Raw genomic sequence first — 25,480 nt, 5'->3', positions numbered from 1 at the left:
CCTGCCCTTGCCGATAACCTCATCCACCCTGGTCAGAACCGGTATGCCGGGATCTCCGTGTTGTCGGATAGGGAGGCTGCTGTAGTGCTCTGGCGGGGATAACGATCGCCTCGGCATGATGATCACTCGTGCTGTTGAAACTCGCCTACCTGAGCGTCGAGCGTGTTCGCGATGCTGCGCCTGCTGCCGATGAGCGACCGGGACAAGGACGTCGAGATCCTGGCGCTACGCCATCAGACCACCGTGCTGGAACAGCAACTGAGCAGGCAGCAAATCCAGTTCGATCCGGGGGACCGGGTTTTCCTGGCGGCGTTGCTGCACCACCTCCCGAAGGAGGCGCTGCGCCGCGTGCGGTTGCTGGTGCGGCCGGACACGGTCCTTCGCTGGCACCGGGACCTGGTCGCCCGCCGGCACGCCACCCGATCCCGACCCCGCGGAGGCTGGCCGCGCACCGTCCGCTCCATCCTGGCCCTCGTACTGCGCCTGGCCCGAGAGAACCCCAGCTGGGGGTACCGGCGCGTGCACGGCGAACTGCTTGTACTCGGAGTGAACGTAGCCGCATCCACCGTCTGGGAAATCCTGAAGGACGCCGGCATCCCACCAGCGCCCGAACGGGCATCGAGCACCTGGGCCGACTTCCTGCACTCCCAAGCCGACGCTCTGCTGGCATGCGACTTCTCCGAGACCACCACCCTGTCCGGGGCGCGGTTGTACGTGTTCGCGGTGGCCGAGCACTCGAGCCGGCGCATCCGGGTCCTGGGCGCGACCGCGCAGCCCAAGGCAGCCTGGATGACCCAGGCGGCAAGGAACCTCGTCATGGACCTCGAAGACGCGGACTGCCGGGCACGGTTCCTGATCCGCGATCGCGACGGGAAGTTCCCCGCCCTCTTCGACACCATCCTCGCCGACGCGGGCATCGAGGTGGTCATCAGCGGCGTGCGCATCCCACGCATGAACTCGATCATGGAACGGTGGGTGCAGACCTGCCGCCGCGAACTCCTCGACCGCACCCTCATATGGAACCACCGCCACCTGCCACACGCCTTACGGGCGTTCGAGCAGTTCTACAACGGGCATCGCCCGCACCATGGCATCGCCAACGCCCGCCCCCTTCACCCGTTGCCGCCGCCCATCACCGACCCGGAGCAGATCGCCCGCCTCGACATACGAAAACGCGACCGACTCGGCGGCATTCTCCACGAATACCAACATGCAGCCTGACCTGCACGGACGAAGTTTTCGGCAGGCGCAGCCGCGTGCGGCCTTTCGCGGACGGCCGGGGAGTCCTAGAACGCCCCCAACGCGGTCAACACTGCCAGGCACAGGAGCATGCTCGCGGCGAACGTGCTTCCGCCTTTGAGGACGGCTTCGGGTTTGGTCGCACCGGTCGCACACACGACGATCCCGGCTACAACGGCGACCAGCGCGGAAAAGAGCACGGCCACGACAATCCACAAGACCTTATCCAGCGATGAGCTTCCGGCGCCCATGGTTCGATCCCATTCATTCCGAGTGGTCGAACGGCGCGCGCGGGCAGGCTCAGTTCGGCCACGAGACAACGTGGTCAGAACTGAGGCCCTGCCCGGCAGTCAAGGTCTCAGAAGGTGGATGAGCGAAGCTTGTTCAGCGATAACGCATCTGGATGGGCGGTAAACCTGATGTGAAAATCCGCTCAGAGTTGGCCTGTAGAGGCCGCCTCACAACCTTGGCGGTGGCGGATTCGTTGACGGGTTCTGAAGTCCTACCGGGGGATCTCAGTGCCCGCCACACCAGTCCTGACTTGTTCAGCGTTGCGCCGAACTCCTTCAGGTAGGCAAGTCCGTGCCAGCGTTGCGCCGGACGCCGGACTCACCAGCCAGTGTACGCGGTGACCAGCCGACGGGAACAGCGGAGCGGACGAAGGGCTCGGCGAGAGCGAACCCATGGGCAGAATCGCGGGGTTGCCTGCAGAGAGCAGCCCGAGCGCTTGCTGAGGGGTGCTCCGATCAATTGTCGCGGCCGTCGATCTCGGCGATCAGTGCCGTGACGCGCTGCTCGATCTCGTCGCGGATGGGACGCACCGCCGCGACGCCCTGGCCCGTGGGATCGTCGAGCTGCCAGTCCAGCTACTGCTTGCCGGGGAAGACCGGATAGGCGTCGCCGCAGCCTATGGTGATCACGTAGTCCGGGGCCGTCACGGCCTCGGTGGTCAGCCTCGACGTCCCGGCAACAAGCGGTGAGCTTGTCGCGGGACGGCACCCGCAGCCGTCGAGACGACCACGCAGCTTCGGGGGGCACGGTCCTCTTGGCCACTACGCAGCGCCGAAGTTGGCGCAAACTGTCAGATGGGCACGGCAGACTGGAATCCGTGACGACACCCGACATCCGGGGACTGGAGCGCCTCGAACACGCAGTCCTAGACGACGCCGCGTCCCTGGCTACTGCCCTTCGGCTGTGCTTGATGCTGGCTGGGTACGCGCAGCATCGACAACTGCGAGGCTGGGCATTGAAGGAACTGGAAGGGTATCCGGCAGCCGATGAGCTTCCCTCCTACCGCCAGGTGCCGGCCGCGCTAGAAATCGTGGCTGACCTCTACCTGCCAGGTCAGATCGTGCGGGGCAACACTCAACGGATCAGCTCGGGACAACTCCCTCGCCCCGCCCGCGACCGCGGAATCGGAGAGAGCGCACCGATCCGGCAGGGGGTAAAGGAACTTGAGGCGCTGGTGGCCCTCGGCAATAGGACGCTGCGCCTTAGCCCGCCCGGCTCGGCTGAGTACGTCCTGCTGATGACCCAGGAACAGCACCAGCTAGGAAACGATGCCTCCACCATCACGTCGCTGCACTGGGACGTCTCCGTGGCCAGCATCGCCGGCGTCCTCGATCACATCAGAACCCACCTGACGCAGTTTGTTGCAGAAGTGAGAGCGTCCATGCCCGCCGGTCAGCAGAATCCGAATCCGAGCCAGATCGAGTCGGCCGCACAACAGGCCCTCAACATCACCGGAGGTGACGGCTCCACGTTCCACATCGTCGCCCCGACCGCGAAGGCGGACCGCGGAGCCACCGCTAGCGCCAGCGTCAATGAACCCGCGCCACCGGCTCCGCAGCCTTGGTGGCACCGCACCTCGGTCATCTGGAGCGCTGTTGCAGCAGTCGCGGCCGTCGCTGCCGTGATTGCCACGTTGGTCGTGGCAAAGTGAGATTCCGCCGAGGCCGCCTCGACCGGATGGAGGACGATGTCCTCGATGAGAACCGCAGGTTGGCTCCTATCCTGCGCCAGGTCATCGCCTTGGGAGGCCAGGCCCACTCCCAGCCGCTGAGGACGTGGGCATTGCGGGAGCTGCAGGGCTACGAAGACACGGATGTGCCGATTCCCGACTACCGGAGGATCCCGGCACCTCTGGTGATGGACGGTCTCACCGCCAGGTTCAAGTTTCGGGAACAACCGGTCAGTTCCTTCGACCTGCCTGACTTCGCCCGCGACAGCCTGGGCGACGGGATCCGGTTCGGGAAGAGCGTGGGCCAAATTGAGTCGCTGATCGCCGGACAACCAGGCGACAGCGTGCGGATCGCCCCGCCCATGGCTGCCGAACTTGCCGTGTTCATGAGCCAGAACTCCCACCGGCAGGTTCTCAGGTTGTACTGGACGGTGGACCCCTCAGCCCTGGAAGGCATCCTGGATCAGGTCCGGACCCGCCTGGTCCAACTGGTCGGAGAGCTACGGGCCGCTATGCCGCACGGCCAGAAGGACCCGACACCAGACCAGGTCGCGCAGGCCGTACAGAGCATCAACATCACTACAGGTGACAATTCCTCTGTCACCGTCACAGCACCGATAGCAGTCGCCCGTCGCCGCGGCGTAGCGCGTGCCGAGGCCAGCAGCGAGCAGACAGCTACCGATCGTTAGCAACGGGTGACAGCGGCCTTTATGGTCGCAGGGCACCCGGCGGCGAGCTTTCCTGCGCACCGCGGTGCTCACCCCGCAGAGTCGGCTGATCCGCAACCACGACCACGCGGATCGTCACCTCCTCCGCTGGCGCAGCGTTCCACGGCCGCACGGGATGAGCCGCCCGGGTCCCTCTCGGGCGTTGCAGTCCGACCAAGATCGCAGCCTTCCGACAGCGTCCGCATAGGCGCCGCAACCCTTCCGACTGCTCGCGTACGGGCGGCGGCACAGAGCGGCGGGCCGTACGATGCGGACGGGGTTCTCCCGAGATCCCGGGTATGAATCCAGCAGGGCGACATTTCGACAGCCGAGGCGCGGAAGGGTGACAGGCGTATGACAGCGAACGCCGAGCACCTGAAGGCTCTGGTGAGCGCCCACGCCGAGGCTGACGACGATCGCTTCTACAGCGTGGCCCTGCAGGTGGCGGCGAAGTCCGCCCGGCAGGGGCAGGGCAAGTTCGCCGTGGAGTTGCGTGAGCTGGTCGAGGCAGCGCGTCAGAACCAGAGCCGCGCGGGCGCTGGCCGGGGCGCGACGCCCGTGGTCCAGCCGCGTGGTGAGTTGTCCAATCTGCTGACGGCCGGGTATCCGGACGCGCGGCTGGACGACATGACGCTGGATAGCGAGCTGCGGGCGTCCCTCGATCGGGTGCTGCACGAGCAGCGGCAGCGTGCCCGGCTGGAGCGGTTCGGTTTCACCCCGGTTCATCGCATCCTGCTGTCGGGCCCCCCGGGCACAGGTAAGAGCATGACTGCCGCGGCATTGGCCGGTGAGCTGAAGCTGCCGTTGTTCACCATCCGCCTGGATGGGCTGATCAGCCGGTTCATGGGTGAGACGGCAACGAAGCTCCGCCTGGTATTCGACGCCGTGGCCCAGACGCGGGCCGTGTATCTGTTCGATGAGTTTGATGCCCTGGGGGCCGAGCGAACTGCGGGCAACGATGTCGGTGAGGCCCGCCGGATTTTGAACTCGTTTCTTCTGTTCCTCGACGAGGCACCGTCGGAGAGCCTGGTCGTGGCCGGTACCAATCACCACCAGCTCCTGGACCGGGCACTGTTCCGCCGGTTCGACATGATCGCCACCTACGGTCCCCCCACACCGGAACAAGCGGTGCATGTTATGCGCAGACGGCTGGCCGGAATGGACACCGGCACACTACGGTGGGACGCCGTGACAGAAAGTGCATCCGGGCTGAGTCATGCCGAGCTGGTCAAGGCGGCAGAATCCGCAGCCAAACGCGCCATTCTCGCCGGGCGGGACACCGTGGACGAAGCGCTCCTGCTGGAAGCGCTGGCCGAGCGGCACGCGTCCCACCATGCCTGAGTCGGCAGCCTCGGGTAGCCCGACCCCTCACCTGGTTGTCCCGTGGCAGGCCCGCACCCTCACTCCGCGGCCCGAGCCGTCCGGCGGGAGCGGACCCGCCCTGCTGGGCCGCGCGGACCGGGCCGGTCACGCTGCCGGACTCGTCAACGGCCTGGAGACCGCCGGGCAGGAAGCTGCCCAACTCGCCCGGGCAACACCGGACGCCTACCAGCCAGACGGTTTCGCCATCCGTGTGGAGGCCGCACGGGACCAGTCGCTGATGCTGGACAGGTTCGACAGCTCTGGTTTGACGCTGCTCAGCAGTCATCCCCAGACCGAGGATGCTCCCCAGGACGTGTTGGTCTGGGTGCCCTTCGACAAAGTGGCCTCGTTCACGGAGCGGATCACCGCATTCGCCGAGGACACCGACGGCGGCAATCCGCAGCAGGCCGCCCTGGTGGCCAACATGGAGCAGATCCACCGGGCGCTCCTGGGGAACCTGTGGCAGGAAAAACAGGAGCTTCCTTCCCTGGACGGGACGAGGTGGTGGGAGCTGTGGTTCGATCCACGGATCTCGCCCACCGACCCGGTGGCCACCCTGCGCGCCCTGGCCGAGGAGCGGCACTGGCAGGTCAGCGACCGGGCCATCCAGGTCGGTGAACGGCTCGTCGCCCATGTCGCCACGACCGGAGAGCAGCTGACGGCGCTGCTGGCGACAAACGCCTGTCCGGCCGAGATCCGCACACCGACGTTCGCCGAGGGCCTCTACTACGTCGACCGAAACTTCCGTGCCGCTCTCGTCGCCGATCTCACCGAGCGAGTCGAACCTGCCGACCCGCATGCGCCGGCCGTCTGCGTCCTGGACACCGGGATCGCCCAGGAGCACACCCTCCTCAAGCCTTCGCTTCACGAGCGCGCCTACTCCGTCGTGCCCGGAGCGACGCCGGCCGACCGCGCCGGGCACGGTACCCAGATGGCCGGCCTGGCACTGTTCGGCGACCTTGCCGCAGCCCTGGAATCCCAGGGCCCGGTGGTGCTCGGACACGGCCTGGAGTCAGTGAAGATCCTGCACGACAACCACGCCCCGGCCGCGCTTCCCCGCACGTTCGCCGAGACGACAGCCAACGCGGTAGCGACGGCTGAGATCGGAAACGGCGGGCCAGCACCGTCCAGCCGGGTCTTCTCGATGGCCGTCACACGGCAATCCGGCGACGGTCTGAACGGCACCGACGGCACACCAACCCTGTGGTCGGCGACCCTCGACGCCCTGGCCGCAGGAACGGACGTTGCCGTACGCGATGACCGCATCGACCTGATCGGCGCCCCCGACCCCGCCGCGTCACGGCTGATCATCGTGAGCGCCGGCAACATCCGCGGGCCCCTGCCCCAGGACATGCGCTCCGAGACCGGCGAACTGGACCCGCTCCAGATATCCGACCTCTCCCGCATCGAAGAGCCCGCCCACGCGCACAATGTGCTGACCGTCGGCGCCTACACCGAGCTCGACACCGTCCCTGACCGACCCGATTTCAAGGGGTTCCGTCCCCTGGTCGCACCCGGTGGCCTATCACCGTTCAGCAGAACCTCAGTAGCGCTGACCGACGCAGCCGTGACCAAGCCCGATATCGTCCTGGAAGGCGGCAATCTGCTCGTCGCCCCGGACGAAAGTCTGTTGGACGAACACGAACTGCTGAGTGTCGCCACCACCCATCACGACCCCGCTCGCCAGCTGACCTGGACCAACGCCACCAGTGCCGCCACCGCCCAAGCTGCGGCCCTCGCCGCCCTGGCCATGCGCACCTACCCCGGCCTTCGGCCTGAGACGATCCGAGCCCTGCTCGTCCACGAGGCCCAGTGGACACCCGCCATGGTCGACCATGGCCTGTTCAAGACCACCGGTACTCCCAAGCTCGCCAAGGGCACCCTGATGCGGCAGGTGATCCGCCGCTACGGCTGGGGCGTGCCCACCGCCGAGCGAATCATCAACAGCGCCTCCAACGCCGTCACGATGATCGTCGAGAACTCCCTGGTGCCGTTCAAGCGTGCCCCGGGCAGCCAGGTCAAGCTGGCGGAACTCATGCTCCACGAACTGCCCTGGCCGCTGGAGCAGCTCCGCGACCTGGCCGAGACCACTGTCGACCTCCGCGTCACGCTCGCCTACATGATCGAACCCAACCCCGGACGGCGGGGCATGCTCGGCCGATACAGCTACGCATCCCATGGCCTGAAATTCGCGGTCAAGGGCCCCACCGAATCCAGGGACGCCTTCCGGAGCCGACTCGCCGAACAAGCCGAGCACGAATCCGACGGAACCGGCAACCCCAAGGCGTTCGAGTCCAGTCCCCGCTGGCTGGTCGGTCCCAAATTCCGGAACCTCGGATCACTGCACGCCGACATCTGGCGCGGGTCAGCTGCCGAACTCGCAGACTGCGGCATGCTCGCGGTCTACCCCGTAGGCGGCTGGTGGAAGGCGAACAAACGCGCCGACCGCATCGGTCTACCAGTCCACTACGCACTCCTGATCTCCTTGCGGACCCCGGACACCACCACCGACCTCTACACCCCTATCGCCACTCAGCTCGGCGTACCGGTGGCAGTCACACCCTCGGCACAGACCGACATCACCGACGGCATCCCCATCCAGATGGACTTCGGCTGGTGACACCGCAGGAAGCAGAAGGTCCCGCCCAACCATCGGTCAAGGCACTGATCATCGGGGACAGCGACGACCCGCACGTACAAGCCGTCCTCGAGCAGCTGCCTGCACGTGGCACCGTCGTCGTCGACGCTGCCACGCTCCCGGAGGTACTCCAGGTCCTCGGCCTCGGGCGCTGCCTCCTGATCGACAGGGCCGGACGGCCGGTCGACCTCACCGGTGCATCACCCGCCGCCCGCGGTTGGATCAGACGCCTCGCCCCAGCTGGCTGGGACGCTGGCCCGAGATTGGGGAGCCACGCAGCGGCACGCCTGGCGTCGCGCATGACGCTTCTGGCCGCCCTACTGCGGGACGCCAGCATCAGCTGGCTGTGTAACGTCGATTCCCTGTTCGCAGCGGAGAACAAGATCGTCCAGTACAAGGCCGCTCGCGCCGCCGGAATACGGGTACCGGAAACCCTGGTCAGCGCGGGCACAGCCGAACTCACGGCCGCCTTCGGGGAACGCTTTATCGTCAAGCCTCTGGGACCGGGAAATTTCACGGACGACCAAGGAAACAATCGCATCGTGCACACCCAGGTCGTCACTGCCGACGATCTCGCCGGAGCCGATTTGCTCGGCGCACCGTTCCTTGCCCAGCAGTTGCTCACCGCTCAGGCGCACCTGCGGGTCGTGACCGTTCGCGAACACGCCTGGACAGCGGAACTGGACGCCAACGGCCTTCCCTTGGACTGGCGCCAGGCCGCGTCAGCCCATCACTCCTTCACGCAGTCCCCCGACTGGCCGACAGTGGAGCGCCAGGCACTTCGTCTAGCCAAGACGCTGGGAACAGGATTCAGCTGCCAGGACTGGATCGTCGATTCCGATGGACCAGCGTTCATCGATCTCAACCCCGGTGGGCAATGGCTCTTCCTGCCTGACAGCCTGACACAGCCCGTCGCAGAGCACCTTGCCCAATGGCTGCGAGGCAACTGACTTGGCCGTTATCGCTGGCAGATTCGCAGAGGCACGCCTCTACCTGCTCTACTGTGCAACGCTTCTCCATCCCGGCCGCAACCTGCCCACCTTTGCGGAACCTGCACCCTATACCGGGAACCTCGACCACTTCCAAGAATCCGATCACGTTCACCTGGTGGAGGAGGGGCGCCGACAGGTCGACCGCCAGAGCGCAGATCTGGAACGCATCCGGAACCGCGCCGGCGCCTTGGCCACAGTCTCTCTCGGGCTAACGGCCGCTGCAGTCGCGAAATCCGCTGATGTGTTCACACATCACTGGCCGATTATCGCCGTGTGGGCGGCGTCGTGCCTCCTCGCCTCCCTTGCCGTGGCAGGGGCCGCCGCAGTCCTCGCAGGGCAGGCAGTCCTCGGACGTACCGACGCCCGCCTCGCAGGACAAAGCCCTCGCCCGACGGTCAAACACCTGGCCGCCGCATACGTGCACCAGGTCAGCATTGGCGAGGAAACCGTCAGAACGTTCCTGACCGTCTTCCGAGACGCGGTCACCCTGGCGGTGATCTCCGCGCTCATGTTCGTGTCAGTGCTGGCATCTACACTCAACGTTCACAAGCCCTCAAGAACGGACCCCGCATGCCAGATCTCTACCAATTGCTCGCAGATCTCCCAACCATGACACCACCCGCAGGGCCTGCGCCGACGCCTCCGCCTCCGAACCCCGGGACGCACTACACGGCGTCCGTCGAGACGATCGACAACGACCGCAGCGGAGTGCTTCTGGGGGCCCTCAACATCTGACGGTTACTCATCGGCGCTGGATCCGAGAACCGGACCAGCGCGGGGTCAGCCATCACACGGCCTCACTCGAAGTGGCCGAGAACGCCCCTCACCCTCGTCATCTTTGTCAGCGCTTCCGCTGGAGGTTCCACGGCGTTGCCGACGAACCCGACTCAGTACGCAGTCGTGGGTCTCTACTGACTTCGGCTGGGGTCACCATCCGTTTCGTAGGCGTCGAGGAGGTGTTCGATTAATTGATCAAGACTCGGACAGGCCCTTCATGAAAGCCCGAGGCTAGGTCGGCCCGACGGTCACCCTTCGCCGGGCGCCGAAGGGGAGCCATAGGCGTCGAGGAGGTGTTCGATGCGATTGTTGGTGACGGATTGGCGGTCGTAGAGGCATTTGGCGTAGCGGGTGAGGAGGACTTCGACGCTGTTGCCGGCGCGTTGGGCGACTTCGGCGGGGTCGGCGCCTGCTGCGAGCCAGGTCGACAGGGCGGAGTGGCGCAGGTCGTAGGGGCGTTTGCCGAGCGGGGTGGCGGCGAGTTCGGGTGGCAGGGCGAGGGCGCGGGCGTCTTTCCAGGCGCGGTGGATGGTGGTGTAGCCCAGGACGGTCCCGCGTTCGGTGAAGAACAGCCTCCCGTCGGGTGCGGTGCCGAACGTCCGGACGCTGTCGCGCCAAATGGCCACCAGGTGGGGTGGGAGGGGGACGATGCGGACCTCTCCGGGCGGGCGGCTCTTCAGGCCGCGGTCGTCGTGCATCTCGCCGCTGTCGGTCCACCTCTTGCCCGCCTGCGGACGGGTACGGTGCAGAACCAGACGGCCCCAGCCGCTGACGGGCAGCGTGCAGTCAGCCAAGGTCACCGCGACGGCCTCCTCCGGTCGCAGCCCCGCGTAGTACATGCCGGCGAACAGTCCGACCAGCCGGCGCCCCCGGGCCCGCTTGAACCCGCCGACGTAGGACAGCGCGGCCAGCAGATCCCGGGCCTGCTGGGGATTGACCACCACCCGAGGGTCGACCGCACTGGCCTGCTTCGGTACCCGCCAGCGGATCCGGGCCAGCGGGTTGCTGCCCAGCTCCCCCTGCTCGATCGCGTGATACAGGGCGTTCACCAGGATCCGGCGCTTGCGGCTCACCGTGTCCGGCGCCGCGGGACCTCCGTCACACTTCAGCGACAAAGCCTCCAGCACACCGCGGGCGACAGCCGGGTCATACAGGTCGATCAGCGGCCGGGACGCCTTCGCCACCCACGCCAGCACCAGCCGGTCCTGCGCCGGTATCTCCCGCGCCTCCGCCCCCGGCACCACGAACGCCCACGAGCGCAGCGCACGGTGAAGCACCGTCTCGCCCGGCCGACCGGGTATGTCCCACAGCATCGACCGGGTCACCAGCGTCAACGCCTCGCTCGTGCTGTTCCGCGTGGTCGCCGCCCGCCCCACCCACCGGTCCCGGGCGTAGGCGGTGGCGAACGCGTACCACGTCATCTCCGACGGCCCCCGCAACCCATACACGCCCTGCCCGGCCGGCAACAGGCTCGCCCGCAGCGCCCGCGCCAGCTCCGCACCGAACGCCCCCGCAACCGAAGCCACACCCCGGCCCCGCTCCACCGGGGCGTCATGCCGGAACTCCCGCCCCCGCTGCCGGCCGATCACCAGACCGCCGCCCGTCGCCGACATCCCACCCTGCACCAGCTGCTGCACCATGCCAGTCCCCTCACGTCGAGAAGAAAGAACTGCCCACCTACGCCCCCGCTCGTTCCGGCGCGCGGAAGCGCATACCAGCGCGAAAGCACCAACCGCACTCCCCTTACGAGGGCCGCCGTCCTGTACCAGCCCAGGTAGATCCCCTGCGGGAGACCAAGAACGTCACACAGTGTGATTACCCTTTTGTGGGCCGCTGCGCGCTGCCCCACATCGGGTCCATAGTCGGGACTTCCAGGGCGCGGGCTGGGTATACATGAACGGAGATCAACCGGAAGGCCCCCAACCTGACAGAAGATCAGATTCGACGTCGGAGCGCGTGGCGTATTTGTGGCGCGGAGCGCCTGATAAGTCGTCAGATAGTCCTCTGACCTGCGGAAACTCGTGAAAAAGCCACGGCCTCCGGAGCCGTGTGCGCAGGTTCGAATCCTGCCGGGGGCACCCACAACATGGGAACGGGCATGTCGGTTTTGCCGCGTTCGTCCATGCTGGGTGTCATGATCGGGCGCGCTCACCTCGGTGAGTGCGTCCGATTTTTTGTTCCACGGCGCTAGCTCACGGGTGACGGACGTCAGTTCGTCAAGCTGATGTCCGGGGATGGTCACCCTTAGGGTCACTTCTTCGCGTGGCCGGCTGTAGCGGACTTCTAGTCCGAATGCGGTGTAGAGCCGTCGTTGGATTTCTTCCGGGACCAGGGCGAGGTCCACGTCGAGGAGCGGGAGTGCCTCCAGCAGTGCCGCGTTGTCGGAGTGGCGAGCGGCCGGTTTCGGTGTTTTCAGGCGGGCGAGTTGTTCGGCGAGTTGTGTGCGCTGGGCGCCGAGCGTGGCGTGCTCCCGGCGGATCGCGTCGCGGAACTGCTTTTCCTGGTCCGGGTCAAGATCTCCCGGGTCGTCGTCGGCGCCGAAGCCGTCGGCGAGGGTGCGGATGAGTCGTGCCTGACGCCGGCCGATGGCGCTGATGGCCTGTTCCAGGGCTGCCTGTTCCGTGGCGGTGCGGTCGCCGGTGTCCTGTGTGGTGTGGGCGGTTTGGAGTGCGGTGGTGAGGTGGCCGCGCCGGTCGGGCCCGAAGATTCTGGTGGCGAAGAACCGGGAAATACAGGTGATCAGGATTTCCTCGCGGATCCACAGACTCTTCGGGTGCTCAGGGAACCAGGGCAGATCACGGTGTTCGTTCGCATCGGGCTGGCAGGCGAAATACGGAATCCGGTGGCGGGTCTTGCCGAACATGCGGCGCCCGCAGATGTCACAGCGCACGTAGGACCGCAGGACATAGGAGCGCCTGGTGGCAGCATGCGTGTTGGCTCCACAAGCGGTGCGGGATCCCTGGCGCTTGCTGCCCACGCTGGAGGCGACATCGAACAGTTCCTTGGTGACCAGAGGCTCGTGGGTGGGGCGCTGGGACCAGATCCACTCCTTCGCATCGTTGTTGCGTCCCCCCTTCTTCGTCGCGCGGCGGTTCCAGACCTGATAGCCCGTGTATTTGGGATTGCGGAGAATCTCCCGCACGGCGGATCCGGTCCAGCGCCCGAGGGCCGCGTCGGGGCGGGTCGGCTCAGGCGGCGGGTAGGTGGTGAGGTCCCGGTTCAGCCGGCCGGCGATGGCGTCGTAGCCGAGCTTGTCCAGCCCGCGGAGCTGGAAGATGCAGGTGACCGCCGGGGCCCGTGGCGGGTCGGGGATGAGCCGGTGCTTGGTACGGCCCTCGGCGCGGCGGGCCGGGACGGGGTGGGGCACCTTCTCGGCCAGATAGCCGTAGGGCGGCTTGCCCACGTTCCAGCCCTGGGAGATGTGCTCGACGAAGCCGTCCCAGGACAGCTCCAGCATCTGCAGTACGTACCACTCCGAGACCGCCTGCTTGACGCGCCGGGTGAGGGTCGGTGTGGCGCGCTTGGCCCTGGGGCCGGTGACGATGGGCTCGTCGGCAGCGCACAGCGCGACCCCGGCCTGCTCCAGTTCGTACTCGATCTTGGTGCCGAAGTAGGTCCGGCGGGCGACGCGTTCGATCGACTCGCAGATCACCGCGGCGAAGCGGCGGTCGGGGCGCTGGGCCTCTTCGAGGAGATCGGAGATGCTGCCGTCGCGCGGGATGGGGATGCTGAACTGCCGGTGGGCGAGGGAATGGCCCCGCTGGTCCAGTTCCTTCCGGCCGGACTCCACGTCGTAGAAGTGGGCCACGATCACCCACCCGGGCGGCAACGCCGCCCGGGCATCGCGGAGCTGACGCGGCAGGGACAGCGTCGGTCAGCACCACGTCAGGCTCCAGCTCCGCCGGGCGATCGGCGTCCAGGGTATACAGGGAGGGGCCCTGGCGCGCGGCCCCGCCCATCGCCTGCGAGATCTCCCGGCTGGTCAACGCGTCGGCATCGAACCCGGCCGCCGTCACCACCGGCACCGGGGCGAACCACCTCCGGCGGCCAGCGGATGGGCCTGCGGCGGCTTACCTCCACTCGCGCGGAGACCGGTTCGTGGTGAGCACCACGACATCCACGGCGCACGGCTTACCTCCGCTCGCGCGGAGACCGGGCACCCAGCAGTCCTCATAGATCTCCATGAGGCGACTTACCTCCGCACGCGCTGAGACCGGCGGAGCCCAGCGGTTCCGCGTGGTATCCGAGGCGGCTTACCTCCGCTCGCGCGGAGACCGGGAAGCGGCGACCTCGGACAGCCCGTCGACGGTCGGCTTACCTCCGCCCGCGCGGAGACCGGGCTCGATCGCCACGAGCCTGCGGGCCTCATGCCGGCTTACCTCCGCTCGCGCGGAGACCGGCTCCCCCCAGACCAACGACTGACGTCGGGTTCCGGCTTACCTCCGCTCGCGCGGAGACCGGTGGCAGCCCGGCACGCTCGGCCGCCACTACGTCGGCTTACCTCCGCTCGCGCGGAGACCGGCACTCCCGCCCGCGTCCGCCGCGACTTTCGGCAGGCTTTCCTCCGCTCGCGCGGACCGGGGCCCGCGGCAGCGGGGACACGGCGCGAGACGCGGCTTACCTCCGCTCGCTCGGAGACCGGTGGGGCTGGGCCGGCTTGGGCAGGGGCTTGTGCAGCTTACCTCCGCTCGCGCGGAGACCGGGGTGTCGAATCCGGCGTAGGTGCCGGGGACCGCGGCTTACCTCCGCTCGCGCGGAGACCGGTCAGCGGCCTGCGTAGCCCAGACCTTCGTCGCCGGCTTACCTCCGCTCGCGCGGAGACCGGTTCACCGATCCCTGCGATGTGCTGATGCTGATCGGCTTACCTCCGCTCGCGCGGAGACCGGATGCGGCGCGGCTCGCCCGTCAGGTAGGCCGACGGCTTACCTCCGCTCGCGCGGAGACCGGGCCGGGGAGCCGAAGAGCTGCACCACGGCCGACGGCTTACCTCCGCTCGCGCGGAGACCGGGCCCGCTCCAGTTCCGGGCTCAGCGGGCTGGTCGGCTTACCTCCGCTCGCGCGGAGACCGGGAAGCGGCGACCTCGGACAGCCCGTCGACGGTCGGCTTACCTCCGCCCGCGCGGAGACCGGGCTTCCTGACCTGCGCTTCTAGAGGGCCTTTGCCGTTTCTTGACTCTCTCTCCGGAAGGCGATGAGGGTCAGGCCGTCGAAGTCGAGAGGTTCTCGACGGTGGGTTCCGGCAGTGCGGAGGGTGAAGCCCTGTTCGTTGTCCGCGGGGTAGGCGAGAACGGCGGTGCCCTCGGCGGTGGAGGCGGCGACGGATGAAGTGACCCCTCGGGTCCCGACACTTCCGTTTTATGCCGCGAGGTCCAGCCGTTGATGGCAGCGGAGCCTTGCCTGGTACGGCGTGATGTAGCCGATCGTCGAGTGGATCCGCTCCCTGGTGTAATGTTCCGCGATCCACCGGAAAACGTCCTGCCGAGCCATCGCCCTGCTCTCCCAGACTGTCGTGCCGATCTCCGCTTTCAGGACCGCGAAGAAGCTCTCCGCGGCGGCGTTGTCGAAACATGAGCCGGTCCGGCCGGTGCTCTGCCTCATGTCCAACTCCGTCAACAACTCACGGAATTGATGAGACGTGTATTGAGAGCCACGGTCCGAGTGGAAGATCCCGTTGCCGGCCGTATGCCCGCCCGCATGGGCCATCCGGATGGCGTCCGCGACCAGCTCACTACGCATGTGATCGGCCATCGACCAGCCCACGACCTCCCGCGTGCACAGATCGATCACGGTCGCCAGATACAGCCAGCCCTCCGAAGTCGGCAGACAGCTGATGTCTCCGACGAATTTCAGGCCCGGCAGCGGCGCGGTGAAGTCCCGCTGGATGAGGTCCGGTGCTGGAGGCGCTGTGCGATCCTGCTTCGTCAGCGACCGCGATTTTCGTCGTGTTATCCCGGCGATCTCACGCTCGCGCATGATCCGCGCGACGCGTTTGCGGTTCACGACGCGCCCAAGACTGCGTAGCTTCTCGGTGATCCGCCGGGCACCGTAGGCACCCCGCGAATCAGTGTGGATCTCCCGGATGCGGCGGACCAGATCCTCTTCCTCGTCGGCCTTCTCCTGCCGCGCCTCCTTGTTCTGGTGCCATGTGTAGTAGCCGGAGCGGTCCCAGCCGAGGACATCGCACATCCGCTTCACCCTGTGGGCGTTCCGGTGCTCATCGACGAAACGGAAGCGGATCACCGTGTCGTCTCCCGCGCGAAATAGGCGGCGGCTTTCCGGAGGATCTCGTTGTCCTCCTTCAGCCGGGCGTTCTCCCGCCGCAAGCGCTTGAGTTCTTCCTTCTCATCAGGGGTCATGCCGGACTCATCCCCACCATCCGCCGCTCGGACCCGAGCTTTGTCATCGCGGACCCAGTTGCGCAGGGTCTCCAGATGGATACCCAAGCTGTGGGCGATGTCGGTGAGGGTCCGGTCCTTCGAGGAGCGCACCAGATCCACCGCGTCCCGCTTGAACTCTTCGGGGTAGTTCTTCCGCTTTGCCACCTTGGATCACTTCCCCTGGATGACCAATCATCCAGTGCCCAGGTGTCGGAATTTCGGGGTCACTCCAGCCGTCAGACACCCCAGTGGCCCCACCGGAACAAATCCGGTGGGGCCACTGTCATCTTCTTGGCTTAGGCCAGTAAATGCCTAAGCCAAGAATCGGTAGATGCCCTTTAGAGGCGCCCCGAGATCTCTTCGGTCAATTCCCGCCGCCTCTAGATGGATGAGGATTGTCGAATTCTCCTCACACCCTGGAAAGCATTTCAAGAATTCAGCCACACACGCGCTGAGGACGTGAACTACATGTCTCTCAATCTCGGAGTCACTACCAGTATTCTCCGAGGTTAGAGCGGGACCTGGCGGAGTAGCCAGAATTACGCCCGGGGCGCCATCTCCTCGTGTATTTTCTAGGACCTGCGCAACCCCTATCTGCGGAGTTCCGCCATAGCGTTCATGGGCAAGTGGGAAGCTCAAAATCGCAGCGTCACAGTCTGCACCAGCCTCAGGTACCGATCCGACCCGAAACCCAACTCCTGGCAGCTCTCCCAAGACCTCTCTGCATGCCTCCACGATTCGTTCGCTGGATGCCGCTACTATGTATCTCATCCGCAACCCACGCCAGTGCTCATACCGGTCATGATTGAAGGCCTTCCAAGAATCTTCAATTCATCGTTGTTGAGAGCGACCCCACCATCAACCACATCCGCAGTGTACGCCATACGGGCACCCTCTGGCAGATCCGCAACGTTGACCGTAGTGCGAATCATGGTATACGGACCTTCCTTAGGATAGGCCGCGTAGGCCCTACGGGAATATTCGGCAGCACCCTTTTCCGTAAAGGAGAAATACTTGACGCCCTGTGGGCTGTTCCAAGTCCGATTTGCCGATATGTCCGCCAGCTCTTTAGCCGTAACGCCGCGCCACAGATACGTCTGCCCAGGGCCCGGTCCACCGCTATTGTGAACCAGAATCGGCGTGGTCCCGGCGAGTACATAGTACGTGTGCAGGCGGGGTCGCCGTCAGCTGCAACTTCGCTGGTCAGGCCTCGATTTGACAGCCGTTCCACGTCCGTGCATGCGCACTGAAGTCCGCCGGTGTTGCCGTCACTACTGCCGTCAACGGTCTAGACCACTCAGCGGATTCTCGGGATTTGAGATCTACGTCAAGCGGCTTCGTCGTGCGGAGTGAGACTGATGGTCAAGTCGGCGCCAAGGGCACGGGCCAGACGGCGCAGCATCGGAAGGGTGGGCACCGTTCCGCCGGCTTCGAAGCGGGAGATCTGCGGCTGTTTCATCCCGCACCGCTCAGCCAGCTCGGCCTGGGACAGCCCGAGCGCGATGCGCCGGTCGTGGACGAGTCGGCCCAACTCGCGGGCGAGTGCTGTGGGGGCGTCATGCATGGCTCCTCCCGGGTTCACGCGGCCGGGGTGACGATGGTGACGGTGGGCTCATCCCCAGGGGCGAGGTGCACGTCGACGGTGAGGTCCAGGGCTCGGGCCAGGCGCATGATGACGGCGATGGGCGGCAGTTCGGTGGCGGTCTCGATGCCTTCGATCTCGTCGGTGGTGGCATGCAGGCGCTCGGCCAGGTCAGCCTCGCTCAGCCCGAGTTGCTTGCGCCGGTCGTAGACGGCCTTGCCCAGCGTCATGGCCAGTCTGGCTTCTTCGTAGACGCGGTCGTACTCGGGGTCGGCGTCGAGGTGTTCGCCGATCAGTTGGCGATGGCGGCGGGTCCTCCATTCGCTGTGGTTCATCGGTTCTCCTTCAGGTCGCGGCTGTAGAGGTCGTGTTCGGCGGCTGCCTGGTGCTCGGCTTCGCACAGCCGTTGAGCGGCGTGCGCGCGGTCCACTTCGGCCTGCTCGCGCATCTTGGTCTTGCGGAACACGGTGAGCAGCACGACGCGACGGTCGGGTGCGAGCCAGTAGGTGATGCGCTGGTGAGCATCGCCGAGGCGGAAGCGCAGTTCGCGGAGCTTGCCGCCCAGGTGGCGGGAGTGCGGTTCGTCGAGCGTGGTGGGCTGCTCGACAAGCAGGTCGGCGACGCGTTCGGCCTGCTTGTAGTGATGGGCGGGAATGTTCTCCAGCCACAGCCGCACCTCCGGCTCGATCTCGATCGAGTACCGCCCGCTGTCCATAGCGCCGATGATATACGGCACGGGGTGCGAGAGCGCGACTTCGCAGCTCAGGTAGTGTGCCGTCGCCACAACCGCAGCCACTCCAGCGTCGCGCACCCCCATATCCCCCCATCATCCTGATGCCACGGCGCGGCCGTAAACCAGCAGCAATCGGCCGAGGCGGCGCAGGGCCGACTTCTTTCGGCAGGATCGGGCCCGAGTGGGAGAGGCAGCGTGCGGCCGAGCTGGTGCGTCTCGCCCAGTCTGGCGACGCGGGGGGGCGGGAGAGGCTGGACCACGGCGAGCCGGCCGGGAACTCCGCTCCCCGCCGGAGGCAACGCCAGCCACCGCCCTCGGTGAGCCCAGCGACGGACGTGAAGGGCCGGCCCCCTGGTCGCCCCTGTGCCTGCGATCCGGCCGAAGGACGGTCGTAGGCGACAACTTGCTGTGCGACGTGAGGCCGCACGTTCTGAAGTGAGGTCCGTCTTGTGGAGAGGTTCAGGCATGACAATTCCTCCGGATTAGTGTCCCGATTCCGTCCCCGCGCTCACGTGCGTTGCTGGCAACGGCAGGGTGTGGAGCTGAGCGTTCAAGCCCAAGGGTTTCTCGGCCGTCGAGGAGCCACAGGCGAGGGGAAGGCTGGACGGGCGAACTCGTGTGAACCCCCGGTCAATGTCTCGTTATGTGAACCCTGTAGATGGCGTGTTGTCGGCAGGGATTGGCCCGCGTTGAGAGGCGCAGACGGCTTCCGGTGCAAGCAACATCGGTTGTGGGACACCGTCGGCCACGGGACAGAGGGGGCGCCCACCCCAGCCGCATCTTCAGCGTGCGGAACACGGAAACCCTGTCGAGGTCCGGGGAAACCCGGTAAGCCGACCGTAAGGGGAGCCCAACTCCCCGGCAGGAACAGGATGGTCCAAGAAGCCAATGCCGGTAGGCCGAAAGGCCCGGGGAAAACCGCGAGGTGGCCGTCTCCACGCGCCACGCGGCATAACCCGCCGGATACGGGCCCTGGTGGCCCGGCCCGAAAGGGAGCCCACGTGGACCAGGTGAGCCTTTGAAGCACCAATGCAAAGACACCGGAACCGAAGGACAAGTTAGACACCGGAGGCGTGCTTGAGTATCACAGCGGCAGAAGCGACTGCCCGCGCGTCCGAGGTGAACGGACCGGAGGACGGGAAACTCGACTGGCACAGCATCGACTGGGCCAGATGCGAGGACAACGTACGGCGGCTGAGGCAGCGGATCTTCAAGGCGTCGAAGGACGGGGACCTGAAAAGGGTCCGCAATTTGCAGAAGCCCATGCTGAGGAGCCGCAGTAACACGCTGGTCAGTGTGAAGCGGGTGACGCAGCAGAGCAGTGGCCGCAAGACCGCTGGCATCGACGGGGTACGGGTCCTGACCCCTGCGGGCAGGGCCAGGCTGGCGACCGAGATCCATCGGCCGCCGGTGCCGTGGACGGCCAGGCCGGTCAAGCGGGTGTACATCCCGAAAGCGAACGGGAAGCAGCGCCCGCTCGGCATCCCGGTCATCCGTGACCGGGTGCTCCAGGCCCGCGTGAAGAACGCCCTGGAGCCCGAGTGGGAAGCGCGGTTCGAGCCGAGGTCCTATGGATTTCGGCCCGGCCGCTCCTGTCAGGACGCGATAGCGGCGATCCGGGTCACGGCCCGGGGACCGCTGGCCAAGCGCCGCTGGGCGCTGGACGCGGACCTGGAAGGGGCGTTCGACCGCATCAGTCATGACCACCTGACCGCCATGATCGGACAGTTCCCCGCCAGGGAGCTGATCCGGGGATGGCTGCGGGCCGGCGTGATGGAACGCGGGCGCTTCGCGCCGACCGAGCAGGGAACTCCCCAGGGCGGCGTGATCAGTCCGCTGCTGCTGAACATCGCGCTGCACGGGATGGAACAGGCCGCGGGATTCCGCTTCGAAGGACGGAGAGGCCGTGAAGGCCATACCGCCATCGGGGCGCCCGTGCTGATCCGCTATGCCGACGACTTCGTGGCCCTGTGCCACAGCAAGGAAGAGGCGTACCGGGTCAAGGAGAAACTGGTGACCTGGCTGGCGCCCAGGGGTCTTCGCTTCAACGAGGCGAAGACCCGTGTCGTGCACCTCGACGAGGGGTTCGACTTCCTGGGATTCACCGTGCAGCGGCACGGTGGAATGCTGGTCATCAGGCCGAGCAGGGAAGCATGCAGCAAGCTCCGGAAGCGGCTGAAGGAGGAGATGCTCCGCTTGCGGGGTGCGAACTCCATGGCCGTGGTGGCGAAGTTCACCCCGATCGTTCGGGGCTGGACGGCGTACTACCGGGGTGTGGCGTCCTATCAGGCATTTCGCTCGATGGACCACTACATGTTCACGCTTCTCTACAAGTGGGCGAAACGCGGTCACGACAATCGTTCGGGACTGTGGATCAAGAACCACTATTTCGGCAGGTTCAACAAGTCCAGGCAGGACTACTGGGTGTTCGGTGTCCGGCATACCGGCGCCTACCTCCCTAAATTCGCCTGGACCCGTTATGCCAGACACACCATGGTCAAAGGGGCCTCGTCGCCAGACGATCCGGCCCTGACCGGTTACTGGCATGGCCGTCGCCGCCAGAAAACGCCGCCGCCGATGGACAGGACCAGCTTGTACCTGGCAGCCGTACAGAAAGGGCTGTGCCCTCTATGCGGTCTGGCGCTGATCGACGGAGCCGAATACGAACCGGACAGCCCACGCGAGTGGATCAACTGGTTCGCGGCGTCGAAGAAGATGCTCAACAAGCACCACTTCGTTTACCGGAGAGACGGCGGCACCGACCAACGGACCAACCTCCGCCTGGTACACACAGAATGCCACCGCCAGCACCATGCGGGTGACAGCAAGCGGACACACGGGTAGCCCGTCCGGGTGACGCCCTCGCGGCTTGCTTGAGCCGGATGCGGTGAAAGTCGCACGTCCGGTTCTGAGGGGGCCGGGACACAGCAATGTGTCCCGGCTACCCGACCCGCCAGGAGCCCAGTTCCGGTCAGCCAGGCAGCCTCGTCGGTCGCCGCTCCCGTAGCCCTGGATCAGGCCCAGGTCGCCTGAGCAGCTCACTGCCCGCGACGCGGCCGACCTCCCGGACGAACGACGGGTTCGTCGGCGACGGCGGCCAGCTCCGGCGGGCGGGGCCCGCCTTGAACCTCGTAGAGAAAATCTGGACGCACGACTCCAGCCCCTGGGCCACCCAAGGGCGGCAGGTCAGTGGATAGGCCCGACAACGCCCGCTTCCAGTGCTTCGACGCGGGCCCGCAGGGCGATGAGCTGGTCGAGCGTCTGGGCGAGTGCCAGCTCCAGCGCCTCGACGCGGGCCGCTGTCCCGCCGACGGGCGCGTTCCCCACATCCGGGCTGCCAGGGTCTTCGTCGGTGTCGACGTCGAGCTGGGCGACGAAGGCGCCCTTGCTGGGACGGGAGATCGCGTAGCCGTCCCGCTTCAGCAGGGCCATGGCCTTCTGCACCGACAGGCTGGAGGCCCCGAACTCCGCCATCAGCACCGCCTGCGTCGGCAACGCATCCCCCGGCTTCAGCCTGCCGGAACGGATCCGCTCCCGCAGGGATTCGGCGATGACCTCGAACGTCAGCAGCACCGTGCCGCCCACCGGCCTGCGTCCCCGCCGCCCGACTGTCACCGCAGGCCACCTGCCCTCTCCGCGCCACTATCACCGAAATCCGGCCCGTCCAAAACGGGAAACCCAGGGCACAGTACCCCCACCAGGCCACTGAAACAGATGAGGAGGGATGCACTTGAATGCGCCGTTGAAGCGATGCTACCTTCACGCACCGCTGGTGAACACCACCGCTGACCAGGCCAGACGTCCCCGGCCCACCACCCGTGCCCGACGTCACGCGCACTGTTCCCTCGCGCGCCGACCGCTCGGGTCACCCCTCTCGCCTCTCCCCTTCTCCCGACTCCTGCCGGAGGTCTGTCCCCATGCCTGCACAGCTCCAACTCCCCTCCCCCGCAATCACCTCCACTCCCACGAACGCAACGTTCGCCACCCCTGCGCACAGCGGGAAGGCCGACGCTTCCGCAAACAGGGACTCCGCCCTGGAACGCCGTGCGCGGCTGACCGCCAGGCTGGCCAAGCTCGCCGCCGCTGGTCACCTCGCGCCCCTGGCCCGGCAGGTCGGCTCGCTGGGCGGCTGCGCCCGCCCCATCCGGATGACCGGGCACCGCACCCGCCTGGACACCGCCACCGGCCAGATCCTGGACCACCTCGACACCCGCGACCTCCCGGCCGGCGAACTCCTGGTGCGCTGCGGCAACCGCCGCGCCACCCGCTGCCCGTCCTGCTCGAACGTCTACCGCTACGACACCTACCAACTCATCGCCGCCGGACTGCGCGGCGGCAAGACGGTTCCGACCCGCGTCTCCACCCACCCGCGCGTCTTCGCCACCCTCACCGCCCCCGGCTTCGGCCCCGTCCACAACCAACCCGGCGCCGCCCCCTGTATCTGCGGCACCCGGCATGACGACGGCAACCCGCTCCTCGGCACGCCGCTGAACCCGCAGCGGTACGACTACAACGGCGCGGTGCTGTGGAATGCCCACGCCCCCGCCCTGTGGGCCCGCTTCACCGGCCACCTGCGCCGCGAGATCGCGCATGCGGCCGGTCTGACGCAGCGCGCCCTGCACCACCACGCGACCCTGTCCTACGCCAAGGTCGCCGAATACCAGAAGCGCGGCCAGATCCACTTCCACACTGTCATCCGCATCGACGGACCCACCGGCCCCAGCAGCACCCCGCCCGCCTGGGCCACTACCGGACTCCTCGACCACGCCGTTCGCGCCGCCGCGAAGCGCACCCACGTTCGGCACCAGCACCGCTCCGGGGCCAGGGAAACCGAGCCCGGCCAGCCGCCGGAGTCCATGGTGTTCCGGTTCGGGCGGCAGATCGACGTCCGCGCGATCCGCAGCACCGAGTTCACCGGCGATGCCCCGGTCACCGACCGGCACGTTGCCGCCTACATCGCCAAGTACGCCACCAAGGGAGCCGAGACCACCACCCGCACCCTCGACCGCCGACTGCGCTTCCTGGCTGAACTCGCCCAGCACGACCTCACCGACCACGCCCGCCGCCTGATCCACACCGCCTGGCACCTCGGCGTTCGACCCGAACACGCCCACCTGCGCCTTCGGCAGCGGGCCCACATGCTCGGCTTCCGAGGCCACTTCTCCACCCGCACCCGCCACTACTCCACCACCCTCACCCAACTCCGAGCCGAACGCACCGCCTGGCGAGGCCGCCAAGACGACGCCCAGCAGCGGTCTGATCAGGGCCAGCCGGTCACTGACCAGCACAGTGACCGCGCTGACCTGACCGCCGGTCACACCGATCCCGACGCCGGTCATCGCACCGGTCACCGCGCGGGGAGCGAGCGGCACGTCGATACGGGCACCACCCTGGTGATCTCCCACTGGCAGTACACCGGATCCGGCCTCCTGCCCGAACTCGCCCACCTCGCAGCCCTCCTGGCCGCCGCACCAAAGCCTCAACCCGAGCAGCCAGCCCGCCCCCGACAGGCGCGGCGCGCCAGTGACCGGGCCGGTCACTCCACCGACCCGCTGACCGCACCCGTCCAGACGGAGGTCAGCGCGTGACCGCCGACGCCGAACTCCTGACCGTCCCTGAGGTCATGGCCCGCCTCAAGATCAGCCGCTCTACCGTCTACGACCTCATCCGCACCCGACAGCTCGCCTCGATCACCATCGGCCGCGCCCGCCGCATCCCCGCCCACGCCCTGACCGCCCTCATCCACCACCACCTCGAAGAGGCAGCCTGATGAACAACCCCCACACCAACCCCACCCCCAACACCGGCTCGCGCAGGGTCCGCGCCAACGGCGACGGCACCATCTACCAGCGCAAGGACGGCCGCTGGGAAGCCGCCGGATACGTCCTGACCGTCGGCGACATCCGCAAGCGCATCCGCGTCTACGGCACCACTCGAAAGGAGGCGCTGACGCTACTGACCGAGAAGGTCGCCACCAGCAATCGCGGCGTCCCCGCACCCTCCGCGCAGGGCAGCGTCGCCGCGTTCCTGACCTACTGGTTGGAGAGCGTCGCCGTCCACCGGCTCCGTGAGAACACCCACACCCGCTACACCGCCTGCGTCCGCCTCTACCTCAACCCCGGCCTCGGCAAGAAGAAGCTCGCCAAGCTCACCGCCAAGGATGTCCGCACCTGGCTCGACCAGCTCCGCACCACCTGCCAGTGCTGCGCACGCGGCCTGGACACCGCCCGCGACCAGCCCCAGTGCTGCGCGGCTGGGACATGCTGCCGCAGGCGGCTGTCGCCGCTGACGCTGGCCTACGTGCACTCGGTGCTGAAGTCCGCCCTGGAACACGCCGTCCGCGAAGAGGAGATCCCCCGCAACGTGGCCAGGAACGTCCGCATGGGCACACCCCGCCCCCGCCGCTTCGAACCCCTCACCGCCGAGGAGGCGCGCACGTTCCTGGCCGCCACGGACAGCCACCGGCTGAGCGCGCTGTTCGAACTCGCCCTGCGCACCGGGCTCCGCAAGGGAGAACTCCTCGGCCTGCGCTGGGAAGACCTCGACCTGGCCGGCGGATCCGCCAGCATCCGCCGCACCCTCCAACGCACCAACTCCGGCGGCCTTGTCGCCCTGCCGACCAAGACCCAAAGCTCGGAACGGCGCATCGCCCTGCCCACCGAGTGCCTGCGCTCCCTCGAACAGCACCGCGACCGGCAGCGGCTGGAGCGCGAGGCGGCGGGGACGGGCTGGAAGGCGAGCGGCTACGTCTTTACCCGGCCCGACGGGTCCCCGATCGAGGGAGCCACCCTCACGCGGCACTTCAACACCCTGCTCCGCCGGGCCACCCTGCGACGCATCAGGTTTCATGATCTTCGGCACTCGGCGGCGACCCTCCTCCTGGAACAGGGCGTCGAACTCGTCGTCATCAAGGAACTCCTCGGCCATGCCCACATCGGCGTGACCGCGACGGTGTACGCCCACGTCCGACTCCGCCTCCAGCGCGACGCCATCGACCTCCTCGGCAACGCCCTCCGAAGCCCTGCCGAGACCATCGAGCAGCCCGACGGCGGCGACGAACCACCACTTCGCGCGGCACCCGTCCGCTGACGTTGCCGTCAACTACTGCCGTCA

The 25,480-nt window shown here is 67.1% G+C and carries 18 protein-coding genes, 4 pseudogenes and 2 CRISPR repeat arrays; of the genes and pseudogenes, 11 read left to right on the top strand and 11 right to left on the bottom strand.

Annotated features, from left to right (window positions below; translation table 11 throughout):
- Nucleotides 1-128: 128 nt before the first annotated feature.
- Nucleotides 129-1,221, top strand: a pseudogene (locus OG519_RS24755) (integrase core domain-containing protein).
- 65 nt (nt 1,222-1,286) lie between these two features.
- Here OG519_RS24755 and OG519_RS24750 read toward each other — a convergent pair.
- Both OG519_RS24750 and OG519_RS24745 read right to left on the bottom strand, forming a co-directional pair.
- Nucleotides 1,287-1,490, bottom strand: a complete 204-nt coding sequence (locus tag OG519_RS24750) for a hypothetical protein (protein ID WP_405587955.1) — start codon at nt 1,488-1,490, stop codon at nt 1,287-1,289.
- Between the two features lie 495 nt (nt 1,491-1,985).
- Nucleotides 1,986-2,192 (bottom strand): annotated as a pseudogene (locus OG519_RS24745) (phosphotyrosine protein phosphatase); the annotation flags it as partial.
- Between the two features lie 155 nt (nt 2,193-2,347).
- Here OG519_RS24745 and OG519_RS24740 point away from each other — a divergent pair.
- The 6 genes from OG519_RS24740 (at nt 2,348) to OG519_RS24715 (ending at nt 9,511) form a co-directional block, all read left to right on the top strand.
- Nucleotides 2,348-3,181, top strand: coding sequence for a hypothetical protein (locus tag OG519_RS24740; RefSeq protein WP_405587952.1), 834 nt, complete (start codon nt 2,348-2,350; stop codon nt 3,179-3,181).
- Nucleotides 3,182-3,207: 26 nt separating this feature from the next.
- A complete protein-coding gene (locus OG519_RS24735) occupies nt 3,208-3,888 on the top strand; it encodes a hypothetical protein (protein ID WP_405587950.1) in 681 nt (226 codons plus the stop codon).
- A gap of 372 nt (nt 3,889-4,260) precedes the next feature.
- Nucleotides 4,261-5,247 (top strand): AAA family ATPase, encoded by a 987-nt coding sequence (locus tag OG519_RS24730; protein ID WP_405587947.1) that lies wholly within the window; start codon nt 4,261-4,263, stop codon nt 5,245-5,247.
- Nucleotides 5,240-7,888: a S8 family peptidase gene (locus OG519_RS24725; protein WP_405587944.1), complete on the top strand. Its 2,649-nt coding sequence runs from the start codon at nt 5,240-5,242 to the stop codon at nt 7,886-7,888. The genes OG519_RS24730 and OG519_RS24725 overlap by 8 nt, the downstream gene beginning before the upstream one ends.
- On the top strand, nt 7,885-8,856 hold the full coding sequence (locus OG519_RS24720) for a RimK family alpha-L-glutamate ligase (RefSeq protein ID WP_405587942.1): 972 nt from the start codon (nt 7,885-7,887) through the stop codon (nt 8,854-8,856). Before OG519_RS24725 ends, OG519_RS24720 begins: the two co-directional genes overlap by 4 nt.
- A gap of 1 nt (nt 8,857) precedes the next feature.
- Entirely contained in the window at nt 8,858-9,511 is a 654-nt protein-coding gene (locus OG519_RS24715; RefSeq protein ID WP_405587939.1) for a hypothetical protein, read from the top strand.
- 412 nt (nt 9,512-9,923) lie between these two features.
- On the opposite strand, the gene OG519_RS24710 is transcribed toward OG519_RS24715, so the two are convergent.
- The 8 genes and pseudogenes from OG519_RS24710 to OG519_RS24675 form a co-directional block, all read right to left on the bottom strand.
- Nucleotides 9,924-11,315, bottom strand: coding sequence for a tyrosine-type recombinase/integrase (locus OG519_RS24710; protein WP_405587937.1), 1,392 nt, complete (start codon nt 11,313-11,315; stop codon nt 9,924-9,926).
- Nucleotides 11,261-13,483, bottom strand: coding sequence for a recombinase family protein (locus tag OG519_RS24705; protein WP_405587934.1), 2,223 nt, complete (start codon nt 13,481-13,483; stop codon nt 11,261-11,263). The genes OG519_RS24710 and OG519_RS24705 overlap by 55 nt, the downstream gene beginning before the upstream one ends.
- Before the next feature lie 258 nt (nt 13,484-13,741).
- A CRISPR array of direct repeats spans nt 13,742-14,197; the repeat unit is 29 nt; unit sequence CGGCTTACCTCCGCTCGCGCGGAGACCGG.
- A gap of 90 nt (nt 14,198-14,287) precedes the next feature.
- A CRISPR array of direct repeats spans nt 14,288-14,805; the repeat unit is 29 nt; unit sequence CGGCTTACCTCCGCTCGCGCGGAGACCGG.
- Nucleotides 14,806-14,823: 18 nt separating this feature from the next.
- Nucleotides 14,824-14,991 (bottom strand): annotated as a pseudogene (locus OG519_RS24700) (type I-E CRISPR-associated endoribonuclease Cas2); the annotation flags it as partial.
- A 39-nt stretch (nt 14,992-15,030) separates the two neighbouring features.
- A complete protein-coding gene (locus tag OG519_RS24695; RefSeq protein ID WP_405587931.1) occupies nt 15,031-15,915 on the bottom strand; it encodes an IS3 family transposase in 885 nt (294 codons plus the stop codon).
- Nucleotides 15,912-16,217 carry a transposase gene (locus OG519_RS24690; RefSeq protein WP_405585552.1) on the bottom strand — a complete coding sequence of 102 codons (306 nt, stop codon included), beginning with the start codon at nt 16,215-16,217 and terminating at the stop codon, nt 15,912-15,914. Before OG519_RS24690 ends, OG519_RS24695 begins: the two co-directional genes overlap by 4 nt.
- Nucleotides 16,218-17,379: 1,162 nt before the next feature.
- Nucleotides 17,380-17,595: pseudogene (locus tag OG519_RS24685) on the bottom strand (helix-turn-helix domain-containing protein); the annotation flags it as partial.
- Nucleotides 17,596-17,630: 35 nt separating this feature from the next.
- Entirely contained in the window at nt 17,631-17,969 is a 339-nt protein-coding gene (locus OG519_RS24680; protein WP_329138616.1) for a helix-turn-helix transcriptional regulator, read from the bottom strand.
- The gene (locus OG519_RS24675) at nt 17,966-18,349 is read right to left on the bottom strand and encodes a type II toxin-antitoxin system RelE/ParE family toxin (RefSeq protein WP_405587926.1); all 384 of its coding nucleotides are present in this window, start codon (nt 18,347-18,349) and stop codon (nt 17,966-17,968) included. The genes OG519_RS24680 and OG519_RS24675 overlap by 4 nt, the downstream gene beginning before the upstream one ends.
- Nucleotides 18,350-19,486: 1,137 nt before the next feature.
- Between OG519_RS24675 and ltrA the strand changes: the two genes are divergently transcribed.
- A complete protein-coding gene (ltrA, locus tag OG519_RS24670; protein ID WP_405587924.1) occupies nt 19,487-21,211 on the top strand; it encodes a group II intron reverse transcriptase/maturase in 1,725 nt (574 codons plus the stop codon).
- 342 nt (nt 21,212-21,553) lie between these two features.
- Here ltrA and OG519_RS24665 read toward each other — a convergent pair whose 3' ends face one another.
- Nucleotides 21,554-21,982 (bottom strand): winged helix-turn-helix domain-containing protein, encoded by a 429-nt coding sequence (locus OG519_RS24665; protein WP_405587921.1) that lies wholly within the window; start codon nt 21,980-21,982, stop codon nt 21,554-21,556.
- Between the two features lie 302 nt (nt 21,983-22,284).
- Here OG519_RS24665 and OG519_RS24660 point away from each other — a divergent pair, with 302 nt between their 5' ends.
- From OG519_RS24660 to OG519_RS24650, 3 genes are read left to right on the top strand one after another with little or no spacing between them, the layout of a single operon-like run.
- Nucleotides 22,285-23,955 carry a replication initiator gene (locus OG519_RS24660; protein ID WP_405587918.1) on the top strand — a complete coding sequence of 557 codons (1,671 nt, stop codon included), beginning with the start codon at nt 22,285-22,287 and terminating at the stop codon, nt 23,953-23,955.
- Entirely contained in the window at nt 23,952-24,137 is a 186-nt protein-coding gene (locus OG519_RS24655) for a helix-turn-helix domain-containing protein (RefSeq protein ID WP_405587915.1), read from the top strand. Before OG519_RS24660 ends, OG519_RS24655 begins: the two co-directional genes overlap by 4 nt.
- Nucleotides 24,137-25,456, top strand: coding sequence for a tyrosine-type recombinase/integrase (locus tag OG519_RS24650; protein ID WP_405587912.1), 1,320 nt, complete (start codon nt 24,137-24,139; stop codon nt 25,454-25,456). The genes OG519_RS24655 and OG519_RS24650 overlap by 1 nt, the downstream gene beginning before the upstream one ends.
- Nucleotides 25,457-25,480 lie beyond the last annotated feature (24 nt).

The sequence above is a fragment of the Streptomyces sp. NBC_01190 genome, assembly GCF_045039895.1.
Classification (GTDB): Bacteria; Actinomycetota; Actinomycetes; order Streptomycetales; family Streptomycetaceae; genus Actinacidiphila.
This window is presented reverse-complemented; position numbering and strand designations above follow the sequence as displayed.